This is a genomic window from Chitinophagales bacterium, assembly GCA_040877935.1.
In the GTDB taxonomy this organism is placed as follows: Bacteria; Bacteroidota; Bacteroidia; order Chitinophagales; family CAIOSU01; genus JBBDNB01.
On the sequence record JBBDNB010000049.1, the window covers coordinates 33,834 to 59,338 of the forward strand.

Below are 25,505 nucleotides of genomic sequence, written 5' to 3' on the forward strand. Positions count from 1 at the left end.
GATATACTCATTTCATTAAAAAGTGAAATAAGTGTTTTATACCTAAACTCTGACAGGGTTCAAATCCCCAACAGCCTTTAAATTTCCATCACCCCATTTCTCCCTTAATCTATTTGGACTTAACTTTGCCGCAAAGCAGAGCAATAAATGAGTATCGAGAAAATCCTGATAAAAGAAAGCAAGGCAGCCCTGAAATCGCTATACAATAGTGAGGTCAACGAAAAGCAAATCCAACTGCAAAAAACCCGCCCTGAGTTCAAGGGCGACCTGACACTGGTGGTTTTTCCTTTTCTGAAAATCAGCAAAAAAAATCCCGAAGAAACTGCCAGTGAAATCGGAAACCACCTAATAGAAAAATCCCTGCTGGTAAAGGATTTTAATGTCATAAAAGGCTTTCTCAACCTGGAAATAGCTGAGCGCTACTGGCTCGATTTTTTTAGAAATGAAATCTACAATCCAAAATTTGGAGCGGCAGACACTACTGGTCAAAAAATCGTAGTGGAATACTGCGGTCCCAATACCAACAAGCCCCTGCATCTGGGGCATATCCGCAATATGCTGCTGGGCTATGCCACCGCCAATATCCTGCAAATGGCCGGCAATGAAGTGCACAAAGTGAATATCTACAACGACAGGGGCATTGCCATTTGCAAATCCATGTTGGCCTGGCAAAAATTCGGCAATGGAGAAACGCCTGAAAGCTCAGGTATGAAAGGCGATCATTTGGTGGGTAAATACTATGTGGAATTTGACAAAGCCTACAAAAAACAGATAGAAGAACTAAAAGCCAATGGTGCAACTGAAGAAGAAGCAAAGAAGCAAGCTCCATTAATAAAGGAAGCTCAGGAAATGCTGGTAAAATGGGAAAATGAAGACCCTGAAACTGTAGCGCTTTGGAACAAAATGAACGGCTGGGTTTATGCTGGTTTTCAGAAGACTTTTGACAAACTGGGCGTGGATTTTGAAAAACACTACAAGGAATCGGATTATTACCTGGCTGGAAAAAACCTAGTAAACGAAGGCCTGAAAAAGGACATTTTCTACAAAAAAGAAAACGGCTCGGTCTGGGTGGATCTGCAAAATGAGGGCCTGGACGAAAAGCTTCTGCTTCGGGCAGATGGCACTTCGGTTTACATCACGCAGGACATGGGCATTGCAGAGGCACGTTATCAGGATTTTAATTTTGACCGCTCGGTTTATGTAGTCGCTAATGAGCAAGATTACCACTTCAAGGTATTGAAATTGGTGCTGGCAAAATTGGGCAAACCCTATGCAGAAGGTATTTTCCATCTCTCATACGGTATGGTGGATTTACCCAGCGGCAAAATGAAATCGCGCGAGGGAACTGTAGTGGATGCCGATGATTTAATTCAAGAAATGATTGACACCGCAGCGCATCACACCAAAGAATTGGGAAAAATTGAAGGTTTTTCAGATGATGAAGCTCAGGACTTGTTCAGAAAAATCGGATTAGGCGCACTGAAGTATTTTATGCTTCGGGTAGATCCCAAAAAGCGCATGTTGTTCAATCCCGAGGAATCCATAGATTTTCACGGAAACACCGGCCCCTTTGTACAATATACCCATGCGCGGATTCAATCGGTTTTACGTAAGTCTAGTGCCAAAAATCCTACTATTCCAGAAAATTATGCCATGCATGAAATCGAAAGGGAGCACATCAAGTTATTGCATGATTTCCCGGGAGTTATCCAGTCTGCTGCCGATGAAATGAACCCGGCTGCTGTGGCTGCTTTTGCCTATGATCTGGCAAAATCCTACAACAGGCTGTATGCCGAATGCCCGATCCTGAAAGCTGAAGCACAAGAACAGAAAGCTTTTCGCCTGGCTTTGTCTAAATTTACTGCTGATATTATTGCCAAAACATTCAAAGTGCTCGGCATTGAAGTGCCGGATAAAATGTAGCTTTATGTCCAATACCCTAAGCCAGAAAACAATGAACATACCATTCCTCGATGTCCCCGGAATCAACACCCGTTTTGAAGAAGCTTTTTTAAAAAAAACAAAAGAGATCATCGGCTCAGGTGCTTTTATCCTGGGAAAACATGTAGCTGAATTTGAAGAAGCATTTGCAAGCTATTGCGGCACAAAACACGCCATTGGTGTAGGTAGCGGCCTGGATGCTATCCGCCTGATCCTAATGGGCTATATGGAAATGGGTTTATTGAAAAAAGGCGATGAAGTCATAGTTCCGAGCCATACCTACATCGCTACTGTAATGCCCGTAATCGATTGCGGATTGATTCCCGTATTTGCAGAGCCACATGAAAAATCATTCAATATAAAGCCAAAAAATATTGAGGCCAATATTGGCCCGCGCAGCAAAGCCATAATTGTGGTACACCTATATGGCCAATGTGCCAATATGCAGGCCATTAATGATATTGCCCAAAAGCAAAATTTACTGCGTATTGAAGATGCTGCACAGGCGCATGGAGCAGTTTACAAAGGCAAAAAAGCGGGAAACCTGGGCGATGCCGCAGCCTTTAGTTTTTATCCGGGCAAAAACCTCGGTGCGCTGGGCGATGGCGGGGCGATCACCACCAATGACCAAAAACTGTCCGAAACCATTGCTGCACTGCGCAATTATGGTTCGCAAGTGAAATACGAAAATCTTTACAGGGGATTGAACAGCCGACTCGATGCCATTCAGGCGGCATTTCTGAACATTAAGCTGAAAAAGTTAGACTCGGACAATCAAAGAAGAGTTGAGATTGCCCGGCAATACACCGAAAAAATAAACAATCCTTTCATTAAAAAACCGAGATTTAAAAATATTGACTCACACGTGTTCCACCTTTATGTAATCCGAACTACAAAAAGAAAGGAATTGATGGACTACCTCAGTGAAAAGGGTATCCAAACCCTGATCCACTACCCTATTCCCATGCACAGGCAAGAATCAATGAAGGCATACAGCAGCACCAAACTGCCCCTGAGCGAAGAACTCGCAGATGAAGTGCTGAGCCTTCCCATCAGCCCTGTGATGAGGGATGAGGAAGTAAATTATGTGATTGATGCTGTAAATGCATTCAACCCGAATGATGCATTGGGACTTTGTCATGAAGCTTGAAAGCACAATAAAATCAGGCTGTTTGGAAATTTTAGCATAGCATCGCTATGGTGAAATTGAAAACAGCAACGAAGTGTCTGATTTTGAAGTGATTTCATGCTGCAATAGATTTCCTAATGCATATTTCGGGTTCGAAACAGAATAAAATCAGCTTTTGTTATTGTAGAGTTCTGCAGCTTGAGTGGCTGAAACTTTAATGCCTTTGATAAAAGCCGAACTGAATCCATTGTGCTCCATTTCATTTAACCCTGCAATTGTGCAACCTTTAGGGGATGTCACTTTATCGATTTCATCTTCGGGATGTGAATTATTGGCAATCAGCAAACTTGCTGCGCCCTTTGCAGTTTGTGCGGCCATTTTCAATGCTTCACTTGCATGGAAATCTATTTCATTACCACCCTGGGAGGCTGCTCGAATTGCTCTTAGAAAGAAAGCAATGCCACAAGCACATAAGGCTGTTGCAGAAGTCATTTGCTCCTCATTTATCACCACAGTTTCTCCCAGCATTTCAAAAAGATCAATAGCGATAACCATTTTAGATTCAAATGCAGGTACAGTGCACAAACAGGTCATTGATTCACGAATAGCAATTGCCGTATTTGGCATTGCTCTTATTACAGGTATATCATTTCCTATACGCTCCTGAATGTGGCTAATCTTGACACCCGAAACCAGTGAAATCAGCAATTGATCACTCTTTAGCTCTTTAGAAATTTCATCGAGCACTTCATTTATTTTTTGCGGCAAAACTGCTAATACAATAATATCAGCAGTTTTAATTGCTGCTAAATTATTGCTGCTTATTTCGCAGCCTAATGCTTCAAAAGGGTTTAATTTCAGCACATTTCTTCTTGTTAAAAAGAAATTTGCCGGAAGGTAATTTTCACTTTGCAGTAATCCTTTTACAAAAGATGTCCCCAAATTTCCGGCTCCTATTATTGCTAATTTAGTCTCCATACTTACTATTTATTTGCTGGCAAATATACACAGGGAAAAATTTGAATAACTTAAACTTTGTAAAGTTTTTTTGAAAATGAAACACTTGAATCAGTATTCCCCAGTTAAAACACTAAAAAATTATTCTCCTTCAGCTTTTTCAACTGTTTCTATCTTTTCCGCAGGTGGAAAGAAAAATTCCAGTGGTTTGCGCCAGAAACTTCTGAGCAAATAATTAATCAGCAAAGTTGTTTTTGTGAAAGCTACTCCACGAGACTCTATTGCCACAAAAATTGCCAGACCGAAACTCACTACAAAATTCATAACTCCTATTCCTAAAATCCCAACAACAGTTATCAAAATTGTCTGCCAATCTACACTTGAGCCAAGCGATGCCATAGCCAGGCCAAAATTACCGGAAGCAAAAGTAATGTGGCGGATATCTATGGGCAGGCCAAGTATAAAACCCAGAGTACCCATTGAACCCAGGAAAATGCCAAGGAAAAAATTTCCGGCCAGGCTTCCCATGTTATTTTCTACATAATAACTCAGCTTTTGAAGTACCGGAGTGGGTATTGTTTTTATTAAAAATGGATGCTGTCTTAATCGCAATGGTATTTTTCTAAAAACCACTGCATTGTCGTAATAACCAGAAATTATACCGGACAAAAAGAGACAAACACCAGCAATCCCCGCGTGAAAAAGAGAAAGACTTTTCCAGGGATGCAATTCACTGATCAGCTTTTCTGCCTTTACTGTTCCAGCAATATGGCCGTCAAAGACCATAAAGAACAACCAGCTTAATGCAAAAGCCACCGGAAATGCAATCAGTATATTTCCCATAAAAGCAACAAATTGACTGCGAAAAACTTTCACAATTAGAGCGGACAAATTGCGCAAAGCATCGCTTACAGAACCTTCCACATCAAGGGATGAAGCAATTTTGGTAGCTGTCATAGCAGGCTGTTTTGTCGCAAGGGTGGAATGTGTCATGTGTATGCCAATAAAGCCCAGCGAATAATTCATACTGTATGCAAAAGCTTCCCAAAAAGGAGCGAGCTTCAGGTAATACAAGCCCACTTTAAAACAACTCAAAAAACCTACAATTAAACCGCCTCCCATAGAAGAACGCAGCATTTTCCAATACTCTTTTCTATTATGGGTGATGTAATGATCTCCTGTTTTTCCTGCATGCTCTGTAATTTGATAGGCCAAAAACCCAATATTTTTGGTTATAAAATCTTTCAGACTGTGCTTCTGACATTCGGACTTAATCAGTTCCTTATACAAATCAATAACATGCGTAGCCATTTCATCCTGCCTGAACACAAAAAGCAATTTGAGTAAGGCCCTTACTCTATTCACCCGCTGATACAAGCTTTGCAATAAATATGTGAGTGCAAGATCTGCTCCTTTAATGCGCTGTTCTTCGCGAATGGCATAAATAATGCCTTCACAGGAGCTGATACGCCTCACAATCTCCTTATATGCATCACTTGAAATGCCTTCCATTTCTTTATTTTCCAGCGTTTCAAGAATAGTGATGATCTCCCTGTTCAAATTAAAAAACGGGGAGTCCTGACCCTTGCCTGTCTGAAAACGATCCATGATCAGTGAATGAAGCCCCGTTCCGGTAATCTGATAAGTCAGCACTTTGGCGGATTTAATCAGGCCTTTTCTAAAATGCTTCAACAACAATTCCGACTGCGTTTTATCTGCCGAAAAAATGCTTTGCATTAAAAGTTCAATAGAGTGATTCGGCAATTCAGAAATCCATACATAATCACTCTTCCTGTGAAAAATTTTAGCCAAAATATCGCGCAATTCAAGCGGATTAAATTCCGAGGGCAAAACAAAATGCCCCATCTTACTAAAAGCCTCTGAAAAAAAGCCTTCGCTTGAAAGAATTCCAGATTGGGAATAAAGCCGGGTATAGGAAGTTTGAAGAACAATATTATTGATATAGCAAAACAAGGCATTCTGAAGATCAGGATGTCGATTGAGCAAATGGATCAATTCCTCAATGCGTTTTTCCGCCCTTAAAATGTTCTTAGGATCTTTCGGACGAATTTGATCAATAAGTGCAGCAAGCAATTCGGGATCATTAGATTCCTGCTGACTTGCTATATTTCTTAAAATATGTTCCAATGGGAAATTTGCTCAACTGAAATAAAAAATAACAATTGCATTATACCTTTTCTGCAATAGCCTGTATTAGGTCGTATTCTGTGATAATTTGGAATTCACCAACAAGATCGCGAACCATTACAGCAGAATTGTCTCTGTTGATGAGTTTCGAAATTTCTTTATCGGTGGTATTGAGTTTTACTTCAGGAAATGAAACACCCATAAAATCTTTTACCGAAAGACTTTTTCCCGGATTTTCGATAAGGGCATTGAGCAATTTGCCTTCGGTAACAGAACCTAAAATTTTATTTTTTTCCATAACCGGTAGTTGGGACAAATCGTAGTCTTTCATCAGTTTAATCACATCGCGCACCGAGTTGTTGGGCAGTACACTCATTACTTCCTTTTGTTTTTTTCCGGAAATAATATCTCTTGCCCGCAATGGCTGGTCTTCTTCATCGAGAAATTGTCGCTCGCGCATCCAGGCATCATTATAAATTTTAGCAACATAGCGGCTGCCACTGTCGTGAAAAACCACCACTACTACATCGCCTTTCTTAAACTTGTCTTTCATTTGTAAAAGCCCGGCCACGGCAGACCCTGCGGAATATCCACAAAACAGACCTTCTTCTTTTGTTATTCTTCTGGCAAGTATTGCGCCATCTTTATCAGTGACTTTCTCAAAATGATCTATCACGCTAAAATCTATATTGTCGGGAATAATATCCTCTCCAATACCTTCTGTAACATAAGAGTAAACTTCATTTTCATCAAAAATGCCTGTTTCGTGGTATTTTTTAAGTGCAGAACCGTAGGAATCAATTCCAAGAATTTTGATATCCGGGTTTTTCTCTTTTAAATATTTTGCTGTACCTGAAATAGTGCCGCCTGTTCCTACGCCAACCACCAGGTGGGTTATTTTCCCATCGGTTTGTTCCCAGATTTCAGGGCCGGTAGTTTCGTAATGTGCCACACGATTTGAAAGGTTAAAATATTGATTGACATAAAAAGAATTGGGAGTTTCATCGGCAATTTTCTGTGCCACAGAGTAATATGAGCGTGGATCATCCGGCTCTACATCAGTAGGGCAAACAATCACCTCCGCTCCTACTGCCTTTAAAATATCTATCTTTTCTTTGGATTGCTTGTCATTGGTGGTAAAAATGCATTTGTAACCTTTTACTATTCCTACCAGCGCAAGTCCCATCCCTGTATTTCCGCTGGTGCCTTCTACAATGGTACCACCGGGTTTAATCAGGCCTTTTTTTTCAGCATCTTCAATCAACTTTACAGCTATGCGGTCTTTGATCGAATTGCCCGGATTGAAAAACTCAACCTTGGCAAATACCTCGGCAGGAATCTCTTTAGTTACATTATTCATTTTAATCAATGGCGTATTGCCAATTGCTTCTACCACATTATTATAAACGCGTTTGTCCTTCATATTTTTATAAATTTTATTCTTTGTGTTTATCTATTGCTTATCACCTTTGAGCTGTTCCTGATAGGACAAGATTGCCTATTGCTTATTGCACATTGCTTACTTTTTCAATACAACTACATTCAAACATTCCAAAGCAGACTTAGTCATTTTCATTCTATCAGCTTCTTTCTTTTTTCTCTATAATTTCTACTAAAAACTTTTCGTCTAAGATATTTAAAAATTGAGCAGTAGCCTCGGAAATTTTAATAATAATGCCCGAATTTCGTTCGGCATCTGGCAATTTGCCAATTACTTTTACATAAACAGTTCTGTTGTTCATTAAGTTACGCACTTTGAGGATACTTCCCAATGCTGCGGATTTATGCTGTGCAAAAAAGTGCTCTCTGCCGCTATTGCTATAGGCATCTAGCCAGGTACCGACACCTCTTTCCACTTCATAAGATTGGTTTAGTGTATCAATATGTTCAAATTTTTTCCGAAAAGCCAGCAATGCCTCTTTGTCAAACTGATCGAAAAAGCTGTGTGTCTTTGCACTGTCTGCTGTTGTGCGCTGTGTAGTGTCTGCTTTAAAAAGCGCCTTTTCATTGATCTGTGCAGATGAATCCTTTGCGATTTCAAATTGCACAGAAGGGTCGGTTTCCTTTTGAATATCTTCTATTTGTTGTGGGATTTCCAATAACATCCCTATTCGCAGAGTGTCGCTTTTCAGGTCGTTCATCAATTTGATCTGTGCTGGGCTCACATTTTCATAAGCTCTTGCAATACTGTATAGAGTCTCTCCCTGCTCTACTTTATGTGTAAAAAAAGCAGTACTGGTTTCCTGCATTTCTTGCTGTTCTTCCTTTTCAAGCGCAGCAAAAAGCGGAATGATTAAAATTCGGTCAAAATCAATGCTGCTGCTTTCACTTAGGCGATTGGCTTTTTTCAATTCCTCAACAGACAAGCCATATTTTTTTGAAATGGAAAAAAGTGTTTCTCCCGGTTTTACTTTATGCAGGGTGTACTCATTATTCTCAATAACAATTTTGTTTTCACTTTCTTGAGCCTGTAATGGAGCAAGAAAAAAGAAAAACAAGCAAGAGATGATTAGAAATTGCTGCATAAGGAAGGAGATTTGTTCTATATTTGAATGAACACAAAATTAACCTGTAAATTACTCTATAGTTATAAAAATGAGTTTCAAATTATTAACAAAGAAAACGCTTCTGTCCATTCTTTTGGTACACATGCTGCTGTTGTGTAGCAATCCATTTCTTTTGGCAGAAGAAAATACCGAAAAATCCATTTATCATTTCAGGCTTGATGCTGATATTTTTCCCGCTGCGGAAAGAACAGTGAAAAATGCTTTAGAAGAAGCAGACTCCCAAAAAAGCGACTGGATTGTTATGGAACTCAACACCTTTGGCGGCATGGTAGATGTGGCCGATAAAATTTCCAGAGCCATTCAGGACAGCAAAATCCCGGTTGTGGTTTGGATCAATAAAAATGCAGCTTCTGCCGGAGCACTGATCTCGCTTTCCTGCGATTCAATATTTATGGCACCGGGCTCAAGTATTGGTGCCGCCACTGTTGTGAATCAAACCGGTGAACAAATGCCCGACAAGTATCAATCATACATGCGCAGCACCATGCGTTCACTTGCAGAATCATCTGGGCGCGACCCGAAAATAGCTGAAGCTATGGTAGATGATCGCGTGCATATTCCCGGTGTAATCGATTCAGGCTACACTTTGACTTTCACTACTGAAGAAGCTATTGCCAATGGGTTTTGTGAAGCAAAAATGATCAATAAAGAAGCCGTATTCGAACATATTGCAGGTGAAAATTACCGGGTAAATACGTATGAAGCAAAATTTACCGATAAAGTCATTTCATGGCTTACCCACCCTATGGTCAGCAGTGTATTGATTTTACTAATGCTTGGGGGCATATGGTTTGAATTGCAATCTCCGGGACTTGGCTTTCCGATTGTTGCAGCGCTTGTTGGTGCAGTACTGTTTTTTATGCCACACTATTTAGAAGGCTTAGCTGAAAACTGGGAAATTCTGCTGTTTGTAGGAGGAATAGCATTGCTCGGTGTTGAAATATTTGTTTTGCCCGGTTTTGGTATAGCAGGCATTGCCGGTATTGGGCTGATTGTATTTGCACTCACAATGGCAATGGTGCGCAATATTGCTTTCGACTTTCACTTTGCCGAATTAGATGATATTCTTTTTGCACTCTTGAGGGTCGTTGGTATTGGTGGGGTTTTACTTACCGGGCTCTTGTTTTTTGGCGACAGAATTTTTAAGGGGAAATTGTTTGCAAAACTAATTCTACAATCTTCCCAATACAGATCGGAAGGTTATACTTCCTATAAAACGGAAGATATGGATCTGATCGGCAGAATAGCTATTGCAGCAACAGATATTCGCCCTACGGGAAAAATCAAAATAGACGGCAGGCTCTACAATGCCATAACCGATGGGGAAATTATTGACAAGGGCACTGAAGTAAAAGTAATGCGCATCAATGCGAGTCTGCTTGAAGTCATAAAAACCAGTGACGTGGCATGAAACGAACATGAATAAATTTCAATCATTTATTTACATATAAGAGTGGTTGAAATTTTTCACGTGAGAGCGAAGCGGTTCCATGTGTGCAAAAATTTTTCTGCATTTTTGGAGCTTGCAGAAAAATTTTAAAGACATGAATATAACAGGAATAATTCCAGCGCGCTATGCTTCGAGTCGCTTGCCGGGTAAGCCCTTGCTGAAAATTGCAGGCAAACCTATGATTCAATGGGTTTATGAACAAGCCTCCAAAGCAAAAAAACTCGATCGTGTGATTGTAGCTACCGATGATCAAAGAATTATGGATTGTGTAAAAGGCTTTGGAGGATCAGTGGTAATGACTTCAGCTGAACATAAAAACGGTACAGAACGCATTGCTGAAGTAGCTCAAAAATCCGAGAGTGATGCTTTTATCAATATACAGGGTGATGAACCCTTTATAGCACCTGAACAGATTGATCAAATTGCGGCACTTCTTGAATCGGGAGCAGAAATAGCTACACTTGTAAAACAGATTTCCGCACAAGAAGAAATTCAAGATACGAATACCGTAAAAGTTGTGCGCAGCCTATCGGGTAAAGCATTGTATTTCAGCAGGCATCCCATTCCTTTTTACCGCAATAGCTCAGGTGAAAAAGTATTTTGGCAGCATATTGGCATTTACGGTTTTAACAAAGCTGTTTTGGCCCAACTTGTACAACTTCCTGTTAGCCCTTTGGAAAAGGCCGAATCACTGGAACAACTGAGGTGGCTAGAAAACGGATATGAGATTTATACCACAGTGACCAATATCAGCAATATATCCATCGATACCGAGCTTGACCTGCTACAAGCCCAAAAACTTTTAAAGCAATAAAAGCCCCTCTCAAAAATGAAAGGGGCTTTTATAGTAAAAAAGGAAGGGCGCACAGCCGTGCGCCTCTATAAGTTATTGATTACTTACCACAACCGGTTTCACTACAAAACCTTTGTTGTCAATAATCATTTGCATAAAATAAGTACCTGAAGCCAATCCGGAAACATTGAATTCTTCGTAATTATTTCCTGTAGAAACAGTTCCCAAATCACGTGCTTCTATCAATCTACCTTTGGCATCAACAAATCTGATTTCAAAGGCACTGCTTTCTTTCAGGCTGTAATTAACTCTCAGGAATTCAGCACTTGGGTTTGGATAAAGGCTGAGTTCATTAAATACCTCTACTTCTGAAACAGGAAGATATAGTGCCAGTTGAAGTGCTGTAGCCACAGAAGCATTTGGGTCTTGGGTATTAACAGGCAATGCAGCATACAATGCAAATGGCGCACCATTTTGATTAGCATCGATATCTAAAAATCCGCTGGCAAAAACAGTAATCCCAAAAGTACCTGCTTGAGATAAACTAGCAGTATCTGTTACCAAAACATCCTGGGTAGCATTGTTTATAATATCAACAGTTACATCAACAGGTGTGAAACTGGTATAGCCATTGGGTGAAAAGTCACCGTAAGCGATGTCCTCCACCTCAGTACCCGGAAACTCTCTTAAATCAATATCTACTGCTGGTGCATCTGTAGCGCCATGAAAAAACAATACATCTACATTGGTAGGCATTTGAGCCTGTTTTTTTGCCTGCTCATAAACAAAAAATTCAAGACCGGTAGATTGTCCATTGGGGTTTGCTTCAAAATTTGCAGGATTTAGTAAACCACTAATTATCATAGAATAATTTTGATTTTCTACAAAGCCACCAGAATAATCAAGAGTTACCAAACTGTCTTCAATACCATTGCCTGAAGATGTGACAACTATTTTCAAAGGGATTTCCGCTGGTATATCCAAGTAAACAGAAGCCTGTCTAAAATCCAAGCTTACAGGATCAATTAGCTGATTGAAGTTTCCTGAAGTATCTTCAAAAACATGAACATCAACTGATGATAAACCAGGATCAGAAACATTATGTATAAATTGTGCAGCTGAATAAACCAGGGTATCACTTGGATTATCATAAACAGCATAAACAGGAAAAGGCAATACAGTTGCTAAATCTGCATTGGGGTCTTGAAAATTAATAGGTAATGCAGCATATAAAGCAAATGACGGAGCATTTTGATTGGCCGCAGTATCAATAAAACCACTTGTAAAAACGGTAATACCAGCTCCACCTGCAATTGCTAATGATGCAGAATAAGAAACAATTGAATCTCCTGTAGATTTATTTATTAAATCAATAATTACATTCTGAGGTTGAAAGGATTCATAGCCGGAAGAAAAATTCCCATAAGCTATGCTATCAGATTGTGTTCCGGGCAGCTCTCTTATATTTATCTCAATAGACGGGGCATCAGGCGCGCCATTAAAAGTCAGGATATCAACATTCGTTTGAGGTTGTGCTTCAGGTCTTGCAGGTTGATAAATATAAAGATCAAGTGCAGTTGAGGCGCCATCTGGATTTGCAGTAAAATCATTTGGGTCTATCACACCATTTACAATAACAGAATAATTTTCTCCATCTATAAGTGAACCAATATTAAAATTTGCTATGGAACTTGCAACAGTAGTACTTGTATCAGGAGCAATATCAATAGTCACAGACACATTTGCCGGTATAGGCATATATACTGTTGCTTCTCTAAACGAAAAGTCATCAATACTTAAAACACCATTGACATATACATCAACAGTTTCAGCAGCAGGGTCAGGTGAATTGTGTATCACCTGTACGTTTGCATTTTGAGCTTGCAGCCCAAAAATCGCCAACAGGGACAACAATAAAGTAATACTTAGTTTTTTCATGATTTAGGGTTTCGGTAAATGGTTGGATTTGATTGAATGCTTAAATTTAAAGTAAAAAATCAGAAGCTTTGAATTATTGTCCATAATTAACTATAATGTTTTGAATTATCTTATTCGATACAAATATTCATTGTTTAATCGTATAATTTTAATGCAAAACAAACAACGCTAAAGAAAAAGCCCCTCTCAAAAATGAAAGGGGCTTTTATAGTAAAAAAGGAAGGGCGCACAGCCGTGCGCCTCTATAAGTTATTGATTACTTACCACAACCGGTTTCACTACAAAACCTTTGTTGTCAATAATCATTTGCATAAAATAAGTACCTGAAGCCAATCCGGAAACATTGAATTCTTCGTAATTATTTCCTGTAGAAACAGTTCCCAAATCACGTGCTTCTATCAATCTACCTTTGGCATCAACAAATCTGATTTCAAAGGCACTGCTTTCTTTCAGGCTGTAATTAACTCTCAGGAATTCAGCACTTGGATTTGGATAAAGGCTGAGCTCATTAAACACCTCTACTTCTGAAACAAAGGTGGGGTCATAGTACGGTAATTGAAGTACATAACCAGTACCCAGGGCATTAATAGGCAAAGCAGCAAACAACCCAAAAGTTTCTCCCTGGCTGTCATCCACAAAACCACTTGCAAAAACCGTTACTGCTGCGCCACCTGCAATTGACAATGTAGCTGTATGGGAAGTGATCGTATCACCCGTAGTTTCTTCTAAAACATCTAAAATAATATTCTGTGCAACAAAAGAAGCATAACCATTTGGAGAGAATTCACCATAGCTCAGCCCTTCAATCTCTGTACCTTGCAACTCCCGTATATCTATATCAATTGTAGGGGCATCTGTAGCTCCGTGAAAAGATAATACATCTACTTCTCCAGAGTTCTGTGCCTGGCCTCTGGCTTGATCATAAACATATAGATCAAAATCAATTGAAGCTCCATCGGGGTTAGCAGTATAATCGTTTGGATCCAAAACTCCATTTGCAATTACAGAGTATAAAGTATTAGGAGCTGTTCCTGTGGCGCTGTAATCCGAAATAACAGCCAATGAGTCTGCAAGGGTACCACCAGCCGGAACTGCTATGATTTTTAAAGGAACTTCAGATGGGAAAGGTGTATAAGGTGTAGCTTTTCTAAAACCTAGGTTATCAATATATTGAATAATGCCATTGTTTCCCGTCATTTGCTCTACTACATAGATATCAATTTCTTCAGTAGCAGGATCTGCCGCGTTGTTAATAAACTGTGCAGCAGAGTTAATTTCAGGTATTTTGATTACATCTCCAAGTGGCGTAGCAATATAAAGCCCAAAAGCACTTGATTGAGATTGATCTAAAAAACCTGAAGCAAACACCACTCCGTTAGCTTCGTCTAAAAGACTTAAAGCGGCATAAAAAGTTCGAGGTTGCCCCATAAAGCCAGGTATAGGATTATTGGACATGTCTCTTAATGTAACTAAACCATCATCAGCAGCTAACCTAACATAGGCAGGATTCCCTCCTTGTGAAGAAAATCCTTTAAAAGGTATATTAGGCACTACAGTTCGAAGCGTCTGATCCGTTTCCAAAACAACAACATTCAATGTTGGTGCATCAAGAGCTCCATGTGCTATAAGTAAATCAACTGAGTCCGGTACTGGCAAAGCACTTGGTCCTCCAGCAGCAATCAACTGAAATGCAGTAGAAATTGTATCAGGATTACTTGGGTAAACAGCTGTATTAATAACTCCTGTAGCATGCAAAATATAACTCTGACCACTCATCAGTGGACTAAGTGATAATGTATCAAAAGCCGGAGCAGAAGATGTACTTGTATCAGAAGCAATCGCGATTTCAATTGGAACACCTGAAGCTACAGTTAAGAATGGGGTAGCCTCTCTAAATGAAATGTTATCTAATTCAGAATAAAGCGAATCATTGATATAAACATCAAGTGTGGCAACACTAGTATCCGGTGAATTGTGAATCACCTGAACAAACGATTGAGCTTTGAGCCCCGTAAAGGCAAAAAGCGCGATTAATAAAGTAAAACTTAATTTTTTCATGGTTTAGGGTTTTGGTTAATAATTTGATTTGTTTGAATGGTTAAATTTAAAGTAAAAAAAGAAGGTTTGAATTATTGTTCAAATTAACTATAATATTTTGATTTATCATACTCAATACAGGGATTCATTTTTAATCGTGTAATTTCTAAGTACACTAAAGACTCGGAAATTAATTAAATAGTTGTTTGTATAAGATTATGTAGAGCTTATCAATGAATCAATTTTCTAAAATTAATAAAAAGGGCTTATGCCGAAAAAATAATTCCCTCAAATTTCAGTGGATACTCCTTCAAAAATCAATGCCAGACAGATGTTTGAAAATGTGGATAAATAGTGGATATTTTCTATTTCCACAGCACGATCCATTGCTGTAATTGACTTTTAAAAGAAGCCCACCTCCTACTGTTGATAAGAACTTTTCCCGTTCTTCTATCTTAAAATTAATATTGTAATCCAGTTGGTCGAAGGACTAAAAGTTAAAACTTTTTGGAATGTTTGAGTGGCAATAAGCTCATTAGATGAATGGCTTTTTGCTGAACTCCTTATTGGCACAAGCTTAGGATTAGCAAGTGTTTTGAAAATTAGATTTTACACACAAACATTGTTCAAAAGTCAGAACAATGAAGAATAAGAATTAGCGAAATTCAAAAGCAAAATAATCAAATTATGGCACACAAAAATGAACCATTATTAGAAGAAAGCAACAGCAGATTTGTACTGTTCCCCATTGAGTATGATGAAATATGGAATATGTACAAAAAAGCAGAAGCCAGTTTTTGGACCACTGAAGAAATCGACCTGAACCCCGATCTCAAAGACTGGGAGAAACTCAATGCCGATGAGCGACATTTTATCTCACATGTGCTCGCTTTTTTTGCTGCAAGTGATGGTATAGTGAATGAAAACCTGGTACTCAACTTCATGAAAGAAGTACAGATTCCCGAAGCCCGTTGCTTTTACGGTTTCCAAATTGCCATAGAAAATATTCATGCTGAAGCCTATAGTCTTTTGATCGATACCTATATTAAAGATCCGGTAGAAAAGGACAAAATGTTCAATGCCATAGATACCATTCCGTGTGTGAAGAAAAAAGCAGACTGGGCTATGAAGTGGATAGAAAACGCTCCTTCTTTTGCGCACAGACTGGTTGCTTTTGCAGCAGTAGAAGGCATTTTCTTTTCGGGCAGTTTCTGTTCTATTTTCTGGCTCAAGAAAAGAGGCCTCATGCCCGGCCTGTCATTCTCCAATGAACTCATTAGTCGTGATGAAGGCCTGCACTGCGATTTTGCCTGTTTGCTTTTCTCTATGATGAATGAAAAACCCGGTGATGAAGAAGTGCTCAGCATCATTACCGAGGCTGTTGAATTTGAAAAAGAATTTGTTTCTGACGCGCTACCCGTTTCTTTAATCGGTATGAATGCCGAATTGATGCAACAATACATTGAATTTGTAGCAGATCGCCTATTGATCAGCCTGGGGCAAGACAAACACTACCACAGCAAAAACCCTTTCCCCTGGATGGAACTCATATCCCTGCAAGGGAAAACCAATTTTTTCGAAAAAAGAGTAGGCGATTATCAAAAAGCCGGAGTAATGGCCGAAAAGGAAAAGCAGCAAATCACCTTTGACGAAGAATTTTAATAAGCAATCCCCCAATACAAGAAATTAATCACCCATAAACCCATAGCTATGTACGTAATTAAAAGAAGCGGAAAAAAAGAGCCGGTACATTTTGATAAGATCACCGCAAGAATCAACAAACTGAGCTACAGCCTTGCGCGCAAATATGTGCAACCAGTAGAAATTGCCAAATCGGTAATTCAGGGCATTTACGATGGTATCAGCACTACACAGTTAGACAATCTGGCTGCAGAAACCGCTGCTTCAATGACGACAGTGCATCCTGATTATGCCATACTCGCTGCGCGTATTGCTGTTTCAAACCTGCATAAAAACACCCAAAAATCCTTTTCTAAAACCGTAAAGGATCTGTACAATTATGTAGATCCGAAAACAGGACAAAAGGCCGCATTGATTGCTGATGATGTTTATGAAATTGTAAGCAAAAATGCTGACAAACTCGATTCGGCAATCATCTACGAACGCGATTATCAATACGATTTCTTTGGCTTTAAAACTTTGGAGCGCGCTTATTTGCTGAAAATGAATGATAAAATTGCAGAACGCCCGCAGCAAATGTTGATGCGTGTGGCAGTAGGCATTCACAAAGAAGATATTGATGCCGCACTGGAGACTTACTCGCTGATGTCAGAAAAATGGTTTACTCATGCTACGCCTACCCTTTTTAATGCTGGCACACCAAAGCCACAGCTTTCATCCTGCTTTCTGCTGAGTATGAAAGAAGACAGCATCAGTGGGATTTTCGATACATTGACCCAGTGTGCTAAAATCTCGCAATCTGCCGGTGGAATTGGACTAAGCCTGCACAATATACGTGCAACAGGCAGTTATATAAAGGGAACCAATGGCGAATCCAATGGAATAGTGCCTATGTTGAGGGTTTTTAATGATACTGCCCGATATGTAGATCAGGGCGGAGGCCGAAGAAAAGGATCATTTGCAATGTACCTGGAGCCCTGGCATGCGGATATTTTTGATTTTCTTGAACTCAAGAAAAACCACGGAAAAGAAGAACACCGCGCAAGAGATTTGTTTTATGCTTTGTGGGTACCCGACCTGTTTATGAAAAGAGTAAAAGAAAATGGCGACTGGTCTTTGTTCTGCCCTAATGAAGCACCTGGCCTTTACGATTGCTATGGTAAAGACTTTGAAAAACTCTATACCAAATACGAGAAAGAAAAAAAATTCAGAAAGCAGGTAAAAGCCCAAAAGCTTTGGTCAGAAATCATGGAATCCCAAATTGAAACAGGCACTCCATATATTCTGTACAAAGATGCCTGCAATGAAAAATCCAATCAGAAAAATTTGGGCACCATTCGCTCAAGCAATTTGTGTACTGAAATTGTGGAATATACTGCCCCCGATGAAGTGGCTGTATGTAACCTTGCCTCTATTGCACTGAATAAATTTGTTACGGAAGAAGGCGACTTCGACTTTAAACAGTTGTATGACATCGCTTATACTGTCACTAAAAATCTGAATAAAGTAATTGATGTAAATTATTACCCGGTTCCTGAAGCGGAAAATTCAAATATGCGCCACCGCCCTATTGGCATTGGTGTGCAGGGACTTGCCGATGCTTTTGCATTGCTCCGTCTTCCATTTGACAGCGAGGAAGCGCGCATTCTTAATAAGAATGTTTTTGAGACCATTTATTTTGCGGCATTGTCTGCTTCTAAAGATCTGGCTAAAATAGATGGCCCTTATAAAACTTATAAAGGCTCGCCTATCAGCAAAGGTGTTTTCCAGTTCGACATGTGGAATGTAACACCAAGTGATCGCTGGGACTGGGATGCGCTGAAAAAAGAAATCAAAAAGCACGGTGTGCGCAACAGTTTATTACTGGCACCAATGCCTACCGCTTCTACTTCTCAGATATTGGGCAACAATGAATGTTTCGAGCCTTTTACTTCAAACCTGTATTCGAGAAGAACCCTTTCAGGAGAATTTGCCTGCATCAACAAACATTTACTAAAAGACCTGATAGCTGCCGGATTGTGGAGTGATGACATGAAAAATGAACTGATCCGCAACAATGGTTCTGTGCAAAATATTGATGGAATTCCTGAGGATATCAAAGCATTGTACAAAACCGTATGGGAAATTTCACAGAAAGCAGTGATTGATATGGCTGCCGACAGAGGTGCTTATATTTGCCAAAGTCAGAGCATGAATCTATTTATTGAAAATCCGAATTTCGGAAAACTGACTTCCATGCATTTTTATGCCTGGGAAAAAGGCCTGAAAACAGGCATGTATTACCTGCGCTCAAAAGCTGCGGTTGATCCTATTAAGTTTACACTCAATACTGAGAAAAAACAAAAGGATTACACAGCCGAGGAGCAAATTGCCTGTTCAATTGACAATCCTGATGATTGTGAGGCTTGTGGTTCTTAATTTCATTCAAACCAAATAAATCAGCCTTGCCCGGAGTTTGCGCTCCGGGCTTTTTGTATTCATGAATTTTTAAAATTTATTGTAGATGCTGAAATTTATCGTGTGTCAAATTGGGTGTACGACAAATTTCCGTGTACTCAAACAAGGGAGCATGCTCCCTTGCCAAAGAAGTATATTTCCTTGCCCTGTAACTTGTGAATCCATATATCAAACCCGTCTATGGATATTTATCCTACACCCGTCAAATTGATGTTCATAAAGTTAAAGGGCTTTTATTTATCTTAGTTTCAAACAAATTCAATTTTCAGTGATCAGATCCATATTTTCCGTAATTGCTGCTGCCCTGGTTGGGTATTTTGTAATTGCTCTTTTGGAAGCAATAATACATCAGGTTACGGGTATTAGTGCAAGCGACCAAAAAAATTTCAAGTTGCAATTGGCTGAAATCCCTAAACTTGCCCTACTCTTTATATGGAGCGCTTATATTCTCGGCTCAATTACTGCCGGAGCTGTTGCCGCAGTACTTTGCAGGAAATATCAAATAAAAGCTGCTGCATTTAGTGGCTTGCTCTTGCTTCTTGCAGGATTTATCAACTTATATATGATCCCACATCCCACCTGGTTTATAATTGGCACTACAATTACTTATGTACCCTTTGCAGTAATTGGCGGTAATTATGGCAAAAATATTAAGGATAAAAATGTCATTTGAATTTGAACACTGGTCTTAATAATGAATCTAAACAAAATTGCTCCGCTTTATATCGAACTGCTTGTATTGTTTTTGATTATTGTAATATATAGTAGTGTCAGAGTATATCAATACAATTATTGGGAGCAAACCAAAGGAGAAGTAGTACAGATTCAGGTAAAAGAACTTAAATCTTTTACCGGTGATGTTCACAATGAAATTCCTGTGATTCGCTATATTGCTAATGATAGACTCCACGAGATCAGGGCAACACTTTTGACCGGTTTTAACGATTTGTGGGCAGGCGATGAAGTGCAATTGATTTATCCGAAATCTGACCCGGGAAATGCGCGGGTTTTAAATTTTATAGGTTTTTGGCTGCCCATTCCAAGTCTAATCATTATGGTCGTTGTTTTTACATTTAGTATTGGAATAATAAGAATACTTACAAGGTAATTTTTTAGGACAAGACACTATTTCACTAAATTTTCAAACAATTTAAGGTATTCCTCAACAGTACGTTTGGTATTAAAAACCTGATCGATCCGCTCTTGTGCATTCTGTCCGTATTTTTCGCAAAGCTCCGGATTTTCATAGAGCCTGATCATTCCTTTTGCCAATGCTTCCGGATTTTTGGACGGAACTACAATTCCGCTTTCTCCATTCACGACCAATTCCCTATTGCCCGCTATATCCGTAATCAAAGGTGCTATTCCTATCGACATTGCTTCAATTACAGCCTTGGTAATGGATTCTCCCGTAATGGAAGCCAGTGCAAAAACATTGCTTGCTTTCACAATATTCAATCCGTCTTTTCTATATCCGGCAAAATGTATTTTGTCTTTATTGGGACTTTTGTTTACAATTTTTAAAATATCAGGTGAGTCGAGCCCCTTCCCTACCAAAAGCAAATGAAGGGGCATTGCTTGCGGAATATAGTCCATCGCTTTCACCAGGTATTTTATGCCCTTCATTCTTCTTGCATTGGCCACACAGCTAACCACAAAAGCATTTTCTGGAATCCCAAATTCCGACAGATCGGTTTTTTCAATAGCCCTGTACCAGTTCAGGTCATGGCCTTTGTTGATGGTTACAGCCTTGCCTTTTTTGAAGAACAATTGCTTTTCGAAAAGCTCCTGAATGGCTTTGGCATTGCAAATGATCTTATCTACCCTTGGGTGTAAAAATTTGGCATAGGCCGTTGGATCCCACCAGTGGATATTCCCGGTATAGCCGCGATAAAGCACTACTTTCACAGGCAGGTTTTTTGCAGCTTTTATTCCATTGATAATGGCCTTGCTATTGTAAAGCAGCAAGATATCGTGCTTGCCTTTTTCCAAGCGGTTTTTAATCAGCTCTACCGATTTTTTGCTAAATTTCTTTTTTGGAAGTGCATCGATTACCGGGATTCCTGCGGCTTTAAACTTTTGTGCGTGTTCACTTTCCGCATCGGTAATGATTTCTACATCTACTCCTTTTTGTTTTAATCCCAGAAAAATAGCAGCTTCAGGTCGCGAGGAAACAAAACTATTATAATTGCTGATTACAAGGATTTTAATTGGCCTGGACATTTAATTTGTCAATTTTGAACAAACATAGGGAAAAAGGCTGCTGAATGCCACAGATTCATCACCTTAACCTTAGTTCGGAAATTATTTATTGCTCAGAATGCCAGAAAACAGTGAGATTCGACTGGAAATATTGATGGAATAGCGGGCTATTTTGAGATATTTCCAGGAAGAAGATTGCTGTTTTCCGGCATTTGAAATCCATAAAACGCAATATGCAGCGTTGCATTTGCTTGGTTTATCCCGATAGACCTTCTCAAATGCGCCTTGCCTATTACGTTTTAGTGAATTTCTGAGTTCTTAAATAATTATCGAACTAAGGTTTTTAATTCTCAATTCTAAGTACTTTTACAAAATGTTAAAATTCGCATCATATAATTGAAAAGCAATTGTATGATTTGATAAATGAAAACTGGAAGAAAAATTATAAATACTTTTATACATGAGTTGATGAGATGAAAAAGTGACAATAAATGAATTTTGACAAAAGCTATTTAATACTTCTATTAATATTCGTTGGCCTGATTCCAATAAAAAGCAATGCACAGCAAATTGTACATGTTGAAAACAAAAGGCTGAAAGCTGATGAAAGTGGCTGGAGTGGAGATGTCAGCATACAGGTGAATTTCATTCAAAACATCAATGATATTTTCCAAACGGCAAATAATGCTTCATTTCAATACACTTTTGAAAAGAATACGCTTTTATCGCTGAGCAATTACAATCTCACCATTTTTAATCAAAGTAAAGTTGTAAATGAAGGGTTTCAGCATTTTCGCTACAATCGTACCGTTACTGATGTTTTTAGTTGGGAAGCTTTTGGCCAGGCACAGTTCAATGAAATTATCAAAATCCAGTTTCGCAGCTTGTTGGGCACCGGCCCCAGGATCAGGATTTTTGAAAACGACAGTTCTAAAACACGCATGTATTTCGGTCCGCTGTATATGTATGAATACGAGGAGGAAACCACAGGAATTATTAACCGGGTACACCGCATGAGCGCATATGTTTCGCTGGGAATTCCAATCCACAAAAGGTTTTTTATTGATATGATTGCCTATTATCAACCTAATATTGTGGATTGGAAGAATTACAGATCATCAATACAGGCATCACTTGAAATCAGCATCATCAAGAAATTGATACTGGAAATAAGATTGGGCTTGCTTTACAATTCCCGCCCCCCGGAAGAAATCAGAAACACTTTTTACAACTTCAGCAATGGCCTGAAATTCAGGTTTTAACCGTGTTGTGTAAAACATCTGCGAATACAAAAAAAGCACTCCGATTAGTATTTCACAATCCAAAATCAGAATGGTACTGAATTAGAATTGTCCTGACCCTTTGATCTGAATAATATTCCTTTTGCTTCAATTTATCGATTAAATCAAAATCTTCAAATCTTAAGGATAAATCCCAGGCATGATAGACAATAGCCTTGTCAATTAATTTTTCAAGATGGATTTTCACAAATGGATACAGGGCAATATCAAATGAAACTGCTTGTATTTTTTGTGTTTTGATTTGGCGGGCAATTGCTTCTGCTTCCTTTTGTAATTGGTTTTTATCTGCATCTTTCAGCCATGTAGGCAAATAATAAGAAGTGTGGAAACCCAATTCAGAAAGTTTGGAAAGCTCAGGGATTTTAGCTCCGCTTTCAATTATCGTATTGGATTTTATGCCAAAGTCCTGATCTAACCTAAGCAGATCTTCTGCAATAGCATCAAGATTATCTGAAGAAAGGTTTTTAATATCAAACCAAATTTTGGGGAGGCTTGAATTTTCAATATTCGACAACAAAGAATCAACTGGCATACCGGACATAGCGCTTGCATCATGCCCTACTTCAAAAAAAGCTTTACCCTCCTTCTCTTTAAAAATTAAATCTGTTTCAAAACCGAGGCCATTAAAATTCACTTCAGCCAAATTCCCCGTAGTATTCACCCGATGTGCTAAAACCCTATTCAATTGTGCTAAAGAGTCCAAAAGATAAATATTGTTTGCTCTTACAAAATATCTATTGTCACTGCTTGTATATTTACGCTTACCATCTAAGGTATAGCAGTCTTTTTCTTCTAATTTAAAATCCTCATTTGAAAGATCATAACGAGCGTCATAGTGTTGAGTATTAATACCTGTCAAGCCTACCATCAGGTCATAAAACAGGTCTGTAGAATAGATGGATTTCGTCCTGTGTTTTAAGTACCTGTATTTATTCTGATACCTGGTTTTATATTGATCAGAAAAACTCAGAATCATTGGTATTTGAGTCATGGAAAAGGTGAAATTGCCCGAGTTGTGTTGCAAATGCCGAAGAACCTCCTCTGAATGATCTGCAAAATACATGAATGCTGCTGCTTTATCGGAGCTGTTAAATGCTTTTAATGCTTTGTCAACTACATAATCATTGTAAAACACGCTATTGTCATAATGATTGATACTCATTTCAGGAAACTTATTATTTCCAAAAACACCTTTATCCAATCTACTCCTATACTTTTTAAAATCTTCTGGATATCTTCTTTCATAATATCCGTGGTTGCCCATCAGGTGAACAAAAATAACCGTATTTTTCTCTATTCCTTTTTCAATTATATCTTCGAGCTTATTTATCAGTCTTCCATCATGAAATTGAGTATTGGTAATCGTACCAATATTGGAATTGATAAAGTAGTGATGATCTGCAGATTCCGACAAAGCAGTAATGGCATTGTCCCAGCCTCCATAGCGCACCTGATTGCTGAGCCAATAGGTTTCAAATCCTGCCGATTTCAGTACATTTAATATTGAAGCTGAAGTATAATATTCCTTATTGTTTTGCAAATTGGCTTCCGTAAGCGCTTTGCTAAGCACAGGAACTGTGTGGGTGTGTGAGGAGAAAGCCCTGTCAAACCGAAGAATCAAACTGTCATTATACAGGCGTTTTAAACGAGGTGTAGTATTGCGCACATAGCCGTACAAGCTCATGTGGTTCTTATTCAGGGATTCTCCTATAACAAACACATACAATTCATTCTCTTCTTTTTTTGAAGCAGGTATTTCAACTGTGCCAAGGTCTCGTTTCTTCAGTTCCTTTCTAAACTTTTCAAGTTCGGTCTTGTAATCTTCAAAGCTTCTTAATATTAATTTAGGGAATGCAGGCAGCTCCCATATATTCAGATTGATAAACAGCAAAAGAGATACGATTAATGTGTAGAAGACATTTGCACTTATCTTTTTTCTTTTTACAAACACTTGCACATATACAGCAATAAGCATTAACACAAGCGATACAAGAGTTAATATTATGTATTCAACATTGAAATAATCCCTGATAAAATCATAGGCTTCCAGTAAATCGGTCTGAAATAAGGCATAAATCTGACCTGTGTCCATTACATCTGTAGATCGATTGCTGTTAACCGTATGGTGATAAGCAATATTGATCATGGGCAAGAGTGTGATCAATGAGATAATTATGCCTATAATAAGTGCAGAAAGAAATTTCAATCTTCTACCAAAAGCATCATAAATCAATAGTGCTATAAGTGAAATTTCTATCAGCAATACAGTGTAATACCATATTTCCGGCTGCGGAACATCTTTATAATGAATGGTACTGGTATAAAAATTCATCCAAAAAATCACAAGTGTAAGCCATGAAAGAATGTTGTAGTTGTATTTTTTGAGCAATAAATGATAGGAAGTCCAAACCAGTGCGTTGACAAGAATCAATCCGAAAATATAGTTTGAAATGAGCAACCCCAGTAGTATAGAAATCGAAAAATATACGCCAGTCTCAATTACAGATAACTTCGGAAGGTTTTTATTGAAAACCAGCTGCTTGTTGATGTGTTTTTTGTTTTGAAGCAATTTCACCAAAATCAAAACAGCTACAATTATAATCAGGATTCCTTCTATGGTCATTTCAATGTATTAATGGCAATTATCGGTTAATTGATTTTTAAAATTAAATCCAAATTTAGTTATTGAAAATGAAAACCACTGTTTCGGTAATCTTGTTTGTATAACAATTATTGATTTAAACCCGCATTATGTAATTGAAAAGCAATTTGCAGCAAATTTGAAGAAAAATACAAGCTCTAAAATGTCCATAAGGGATCTTCGTCTATTATTCAGCCTCCATTTTTGATATTCCCAAAAACAAGGCTCTTTATATGCAGTGGCATCCAGAGTAAACAACCTCGGGGCAAGCCCACGAGGCATTTATTTGGAAAAAATACTTTT

The 25,505-nt window shown here is 38.7% G+C and carries 17 protein-coding genes; 9 read left to right on the forward strand and 8 right to left on the reverse strand.

What is annotated here, in order from left to right; all coding sequences use genetic code 11:
* The first annotated feature begins 147 nt into the window (after window positions 1-147).
* Complete coding sequence (gene argS, locus WD048_14270) at window positions 148-1,923, forward strand: arginine--tRNA ligase (GenBank protein ID MEX0813381.1); 1,776 nt, start codon at window positions 148-150, stop codon at window positions 1,921-1,923.
* Between the two features lie 31 nt (window positions 1,924-1,954).
* Window positions 1,955-3,091, forward strand: a complete 1,137-nt coding sequence (locus WD048_14275; GenBank protein ID MEX0813382.1) for a DegT/DnrJ/EryC1/StrS family aminotransferase — start codon at window positions 1,955-1,957, stop codon at window positions 3,089-3,091.
* 147 nt (window positions 3,092-3,238) lie between these two features.
* Here the strand turns inward: WD048_14275 and proC are convergent, their stop codons facing one another.
* The 4 genes from proC to WD048_14295 form a co-directional block, all read right to left on the reverse strand.
* Window positions 3,239-4,048 carry a pyrroline-5-carboxylate reductase gene (gene proC / locus WD048_14280; protein MEX0813383.1) on the reverse strand — a complete coding sequence of 270 codons (810 nt, stop codon included), beginning with the start codon at window positions 4,046-4,048 and terminating at the stop codon, window positions 3,239-3,241.
* A gap of 120 nt (window positions 4,049-4,168) precedes the next feature.
* Window positions 4,169-6,175 (reverse strand): site-specific recombinase, encoded by a 2,007-nt coding sequence (locus tag WD048_14285; GenBank protein ID MEX0813384.1) that lies wholly within the window; start codon window positions 6,173-6,175, stop codon window positions 4,169-4,171.
* Between the two features lie 40 nt (window positions 6,176-6,215).
* Window positions 6,216-7,598: a pyridoxal-phosphate dependent enzyme gene (locus WD048_14290; protein MEX0813385.1), complete on the reverse strand. Its 1,383-nt coding sequence runs from the start codon at window positions 7,596-7,598 to the stop codon at window positions 6,216-6,218.
* Window positions 7,599-7,755: 157 nt separating this feature from the next.
* The gene (locus WD048_14295; GenBank protein MEX0813386.1) at window positions 7,756-8,700 is read right to left on the reverse strand and encodes a LysM peptidoglycan-binding domain-containing protein; all 945 of its coding nucleotides are present in this window, start codon (window positions 8,698-8,700) and stop codon (window positions 7,756-7,758) included.
* Window positions 8,701-8,770: 70 nt separating this feature from the next.
* Between WD048_14295 and WD048_14300 the strand changes: the two genes are divergently transcribed.
* Together WD048_14300 and kdsB are read left to right on the forward strand one after the other, a co-directional pair.
* Complete coding sequence (locus WD048_14300) at window positions 8,771-10,153, forward strand: NfeD family protein (protein MEX0813387.1); 1,383 nt, start codon at window positions 8,771-8,773, stop codon at window positions 10,151-10,153.
* A 133-nt stretch (window positions 10,154-10,286) separates the two neighbouring features.
* Window positions 10,287-11,006: a 3-deoxy-manno-octulosonate cytidylyltransferase gene (gene kdsB / locus WD048_14305; protein MEX0813388.1), complete on the forward strand. Its 720-nt coding sequence runs from the start codon at window positions 10,287-10,289 to the stop codon at window positions 11,004-11,006.
* 72 nt (window positions 11,007-11,078) lie between these two features.
* On the opposite strand, the gene WD048_14310 is transcribed toward kdsB, so the two are convergent.
* Together WD048_14310 and WD048_14315 are read right to left on the reverse strand one after the other, a co-directional pair.
* A complete protein-coding gene (locus WD048_14310; protein ID MEX0813389.1) occupies window positions 11,079-12,923 on the reverse strand; it encodes a DUF4397 domain-containing protein in 1,845 nt (614 codons plus the stop codon).
* A 249-nt stretch (window positions 12,924-13,172) separates the two neighbouring features.
* On the reverse strand, window positions 13,173-14,981 hold the full coding sequence (locus WD048_14315; GenBank protein MEX0813390.1) for a T9SS type A sorting domain-containing protein: 1,809 nt from the start codon (window positions 14,979-14,981) through the stop codon (window positions 13,173-13,175).
* Between the two features lie 666 nt (window positions 14,982-15,647).
* On the opposite strand from WD048_14315, the gene WD048_14320 reads away from it, so the two are divergent.
* The 4 genes from WD048_14320 (at window position 15,648) to WD048_14335 (ending at window position 20,166) form a co-directional block, all read left to right on the forward strand.
* A complete protein-coding gene (locus WD048_14320; protein ID MEX0813391.1) occupies window positions 15,648-16,622 on the forward strand; it encodes a ribonucleoside-diphosphate reductase small subunit in 975 nt (324 codons plus the stop codon).
* Window positions 16,623-16,670: 48 nt separating this feature from the next.
* Window positions 16,671-19,019 carry a ribonucleoside-diphosphate reductase subunit alpha gene (locus WD048_14325; protein MEX0813392.1) on the forward strand — a complete coding sequence of 783 codons (2,349 nt, stop codon included), beginning with the start codon at window positions 16,671-16,673 and terminating at the stop codon, window positions 19,017-19,019.
* A gap of 307 nt (window positions 19,020-19,326) precedes the next feature.
* Window positions 19,327-19,731, forward strand: a complete 405-nt coding sequence (locus WD048_14330) for a hypothetical protein (protein ID MEX0813393.1) — start codon at window positions 19,327-19,329, stop codon at window positions 19,729-19,731.
* 21 nt (window positions 19,732-19,752) lie between these two features.
* Window positions 19,753-20,166 (forward strand): DUF3592 domain-containing protein, encoded by a 414-nt coding sequence (locus WD048_14335; protein MEX0813394.1) that lies wholly within the window; start codon window positions 19,753-19,755, stop codon window positions 20,164-20,166.
* A gap of 17 nt (window positions 20,167-20,183) precedes the next feature.
* Here the strand turns inward: WD048_14335 and WD048_14340 are convergent, their stop codons facing one another.
* Complete coding sequence (locus WD048_14340; GenBank protein MEX0813395.1) at window positions 20,184-21,281, reverse strand: glycosyltransferase family 4 protein; 1,098 nt, start codon at window positions 21,279-21,281, stop codon at window positions 20,184-20,186.
* A 470-nt stretch (window positions 21,282-21,751) separates the two neighbouring features.
* Here WD048_14340 and WD048_14345 point away from each other — a divergent pair, with 470 nt between their 5' ends.
* Window positions 21,752-22,522 carry a DUF481 domain-containing protein gene (locus WD048_14345; GenBank protein MEX0813396.1) on the forward strand — a complete coding sequence of 257 codons (771 nt, stop codon included), beginning with the start codon at window positions 21,752-21,754 and terminating at the stop codon, window positions 22,520-22,522.
* A gap of 52 nt (window positions 22,523-22,574) precedes the next feature.
* Here the strand turns inward: WD048_14345 and WD048_14350 are convergent, their stop codons facing one another.
* On the reverse strand, window positions 22,575-25,184 hold the full coding sequence (locus WD048_14350; GenBank protein ID MEX0813397.1) for a phosphoethanolamine transferase: 2,610 nt from the start codon (window positions 25,182-25,184) through the stop codon (window positions 22,575-22,577).
* Window positions 25,185-25,505 lie beyond the last annotated feature (321 nt).

Excerpts from the sequence above, each read along its gene's own strand:
- argS (MEX0813381.1), top strand. The coding sequence starts at position 148 with ATGAGTATCGAGAAAATCCTGATAAAAGAAAGCAAGGCAGCCCTGAAA.
- WD048_14275 (MEX0813382.1), top strand. The coding sequence starts at position 1,955 with ATGAACATACCATTCCTCGATGTCCCCGGAATCAACACCCGTTTTGAA.
- proC (MEX0813383.1), bottom strand. The coding sequence starts at position 4,048 with ATGGAGACTAAATTAGCAATAATAGGAGCCGGAAATTTGGGGACATCT.
- WD048_14290 (MEX0813385.1), bottom strand. The coding sequence starts at position 7,598 with ATGAAGGACAAACGCGTTTATAATAATGTGGTAGAAGCAATTGGCAAT.
- WD048_14295 (MEX0813386.1), bottom strand. The coding sequence starts at position 8,700 with ATGCAGCAATTTCTAATCATCTCTTGCTTGTTTTTCTTTTTTCTTGCT.
- WD048_14300 (MEX0813387.1), top strand. The coding sequence starts at position 8,771 with ATGAGTTTCAAATTATTAACAAAGAAAACGCTTCTGTCCATTCTTTTG.
- kdsB (MEX0813388.1), top strand. The coding sequence starts at position 10,287 with ATGAATATAACAGGAATAATTCCAGCGCGCTATGCTTCGAGTCGCTTG.
- WD048_14310 (MEX0813389.1), bottom strand. The coding sequence starts at position 12,923 with ATGAAAAAACTAAGTATTACTTTATTGTTGTCCCTGTTGGCGATTTTT.
- WD048_14315 (MEX0813390.1), bottom strand. The coding sequence starts at position 14,981 with ATGAAAAAATTAAGTTTTACTTTATTAATCGCGCTTTTTGCCTTTACG.
- WD048_14320 (MEX0813391.1), top strand. The coding sequence starts at position 15,648 with ATGGCACACAAAAATGAACCATTATTAGAAGAAAGCAACAGCAGATTT.
- WD048_14325 (MEX0813392.1), top strand. The coding sequence starts at position 16,671 with ATGTACGTAATTAAAAGAAGCGGAAAAAAAGAGCCGGTACATTTTGAT.
- WD048_14335 (MEX0813394.1), top strand. The coding sequence starts at position 19,753 with ATGAATCTAAACAAAATTGCTCCGCTTTATATCGAACTGCTTGTATTG.
- WD048_14340 (MEX0813395.1), bottom strand. The coding sequence starts at position 21,281 with ATGTCCAGGCCAATTAAAATCCTTGTAATCAGCAATTATAATAGTTTT.
- WD048_14345 (MEX0813396.1), top strand. The coding sequence starts at position 21,752 with ATGAATTTTGACAAAAGCTATTTAATACTTCTATTAATATTCGTTGGC.
- WD048_14350 (MEX0813397.1), bottom strand. The coding sequence starts at position 25,184 with ATGACCATAGAAGGAATCCTGATTATAATTGTAGCTGTTTTGATTTTG.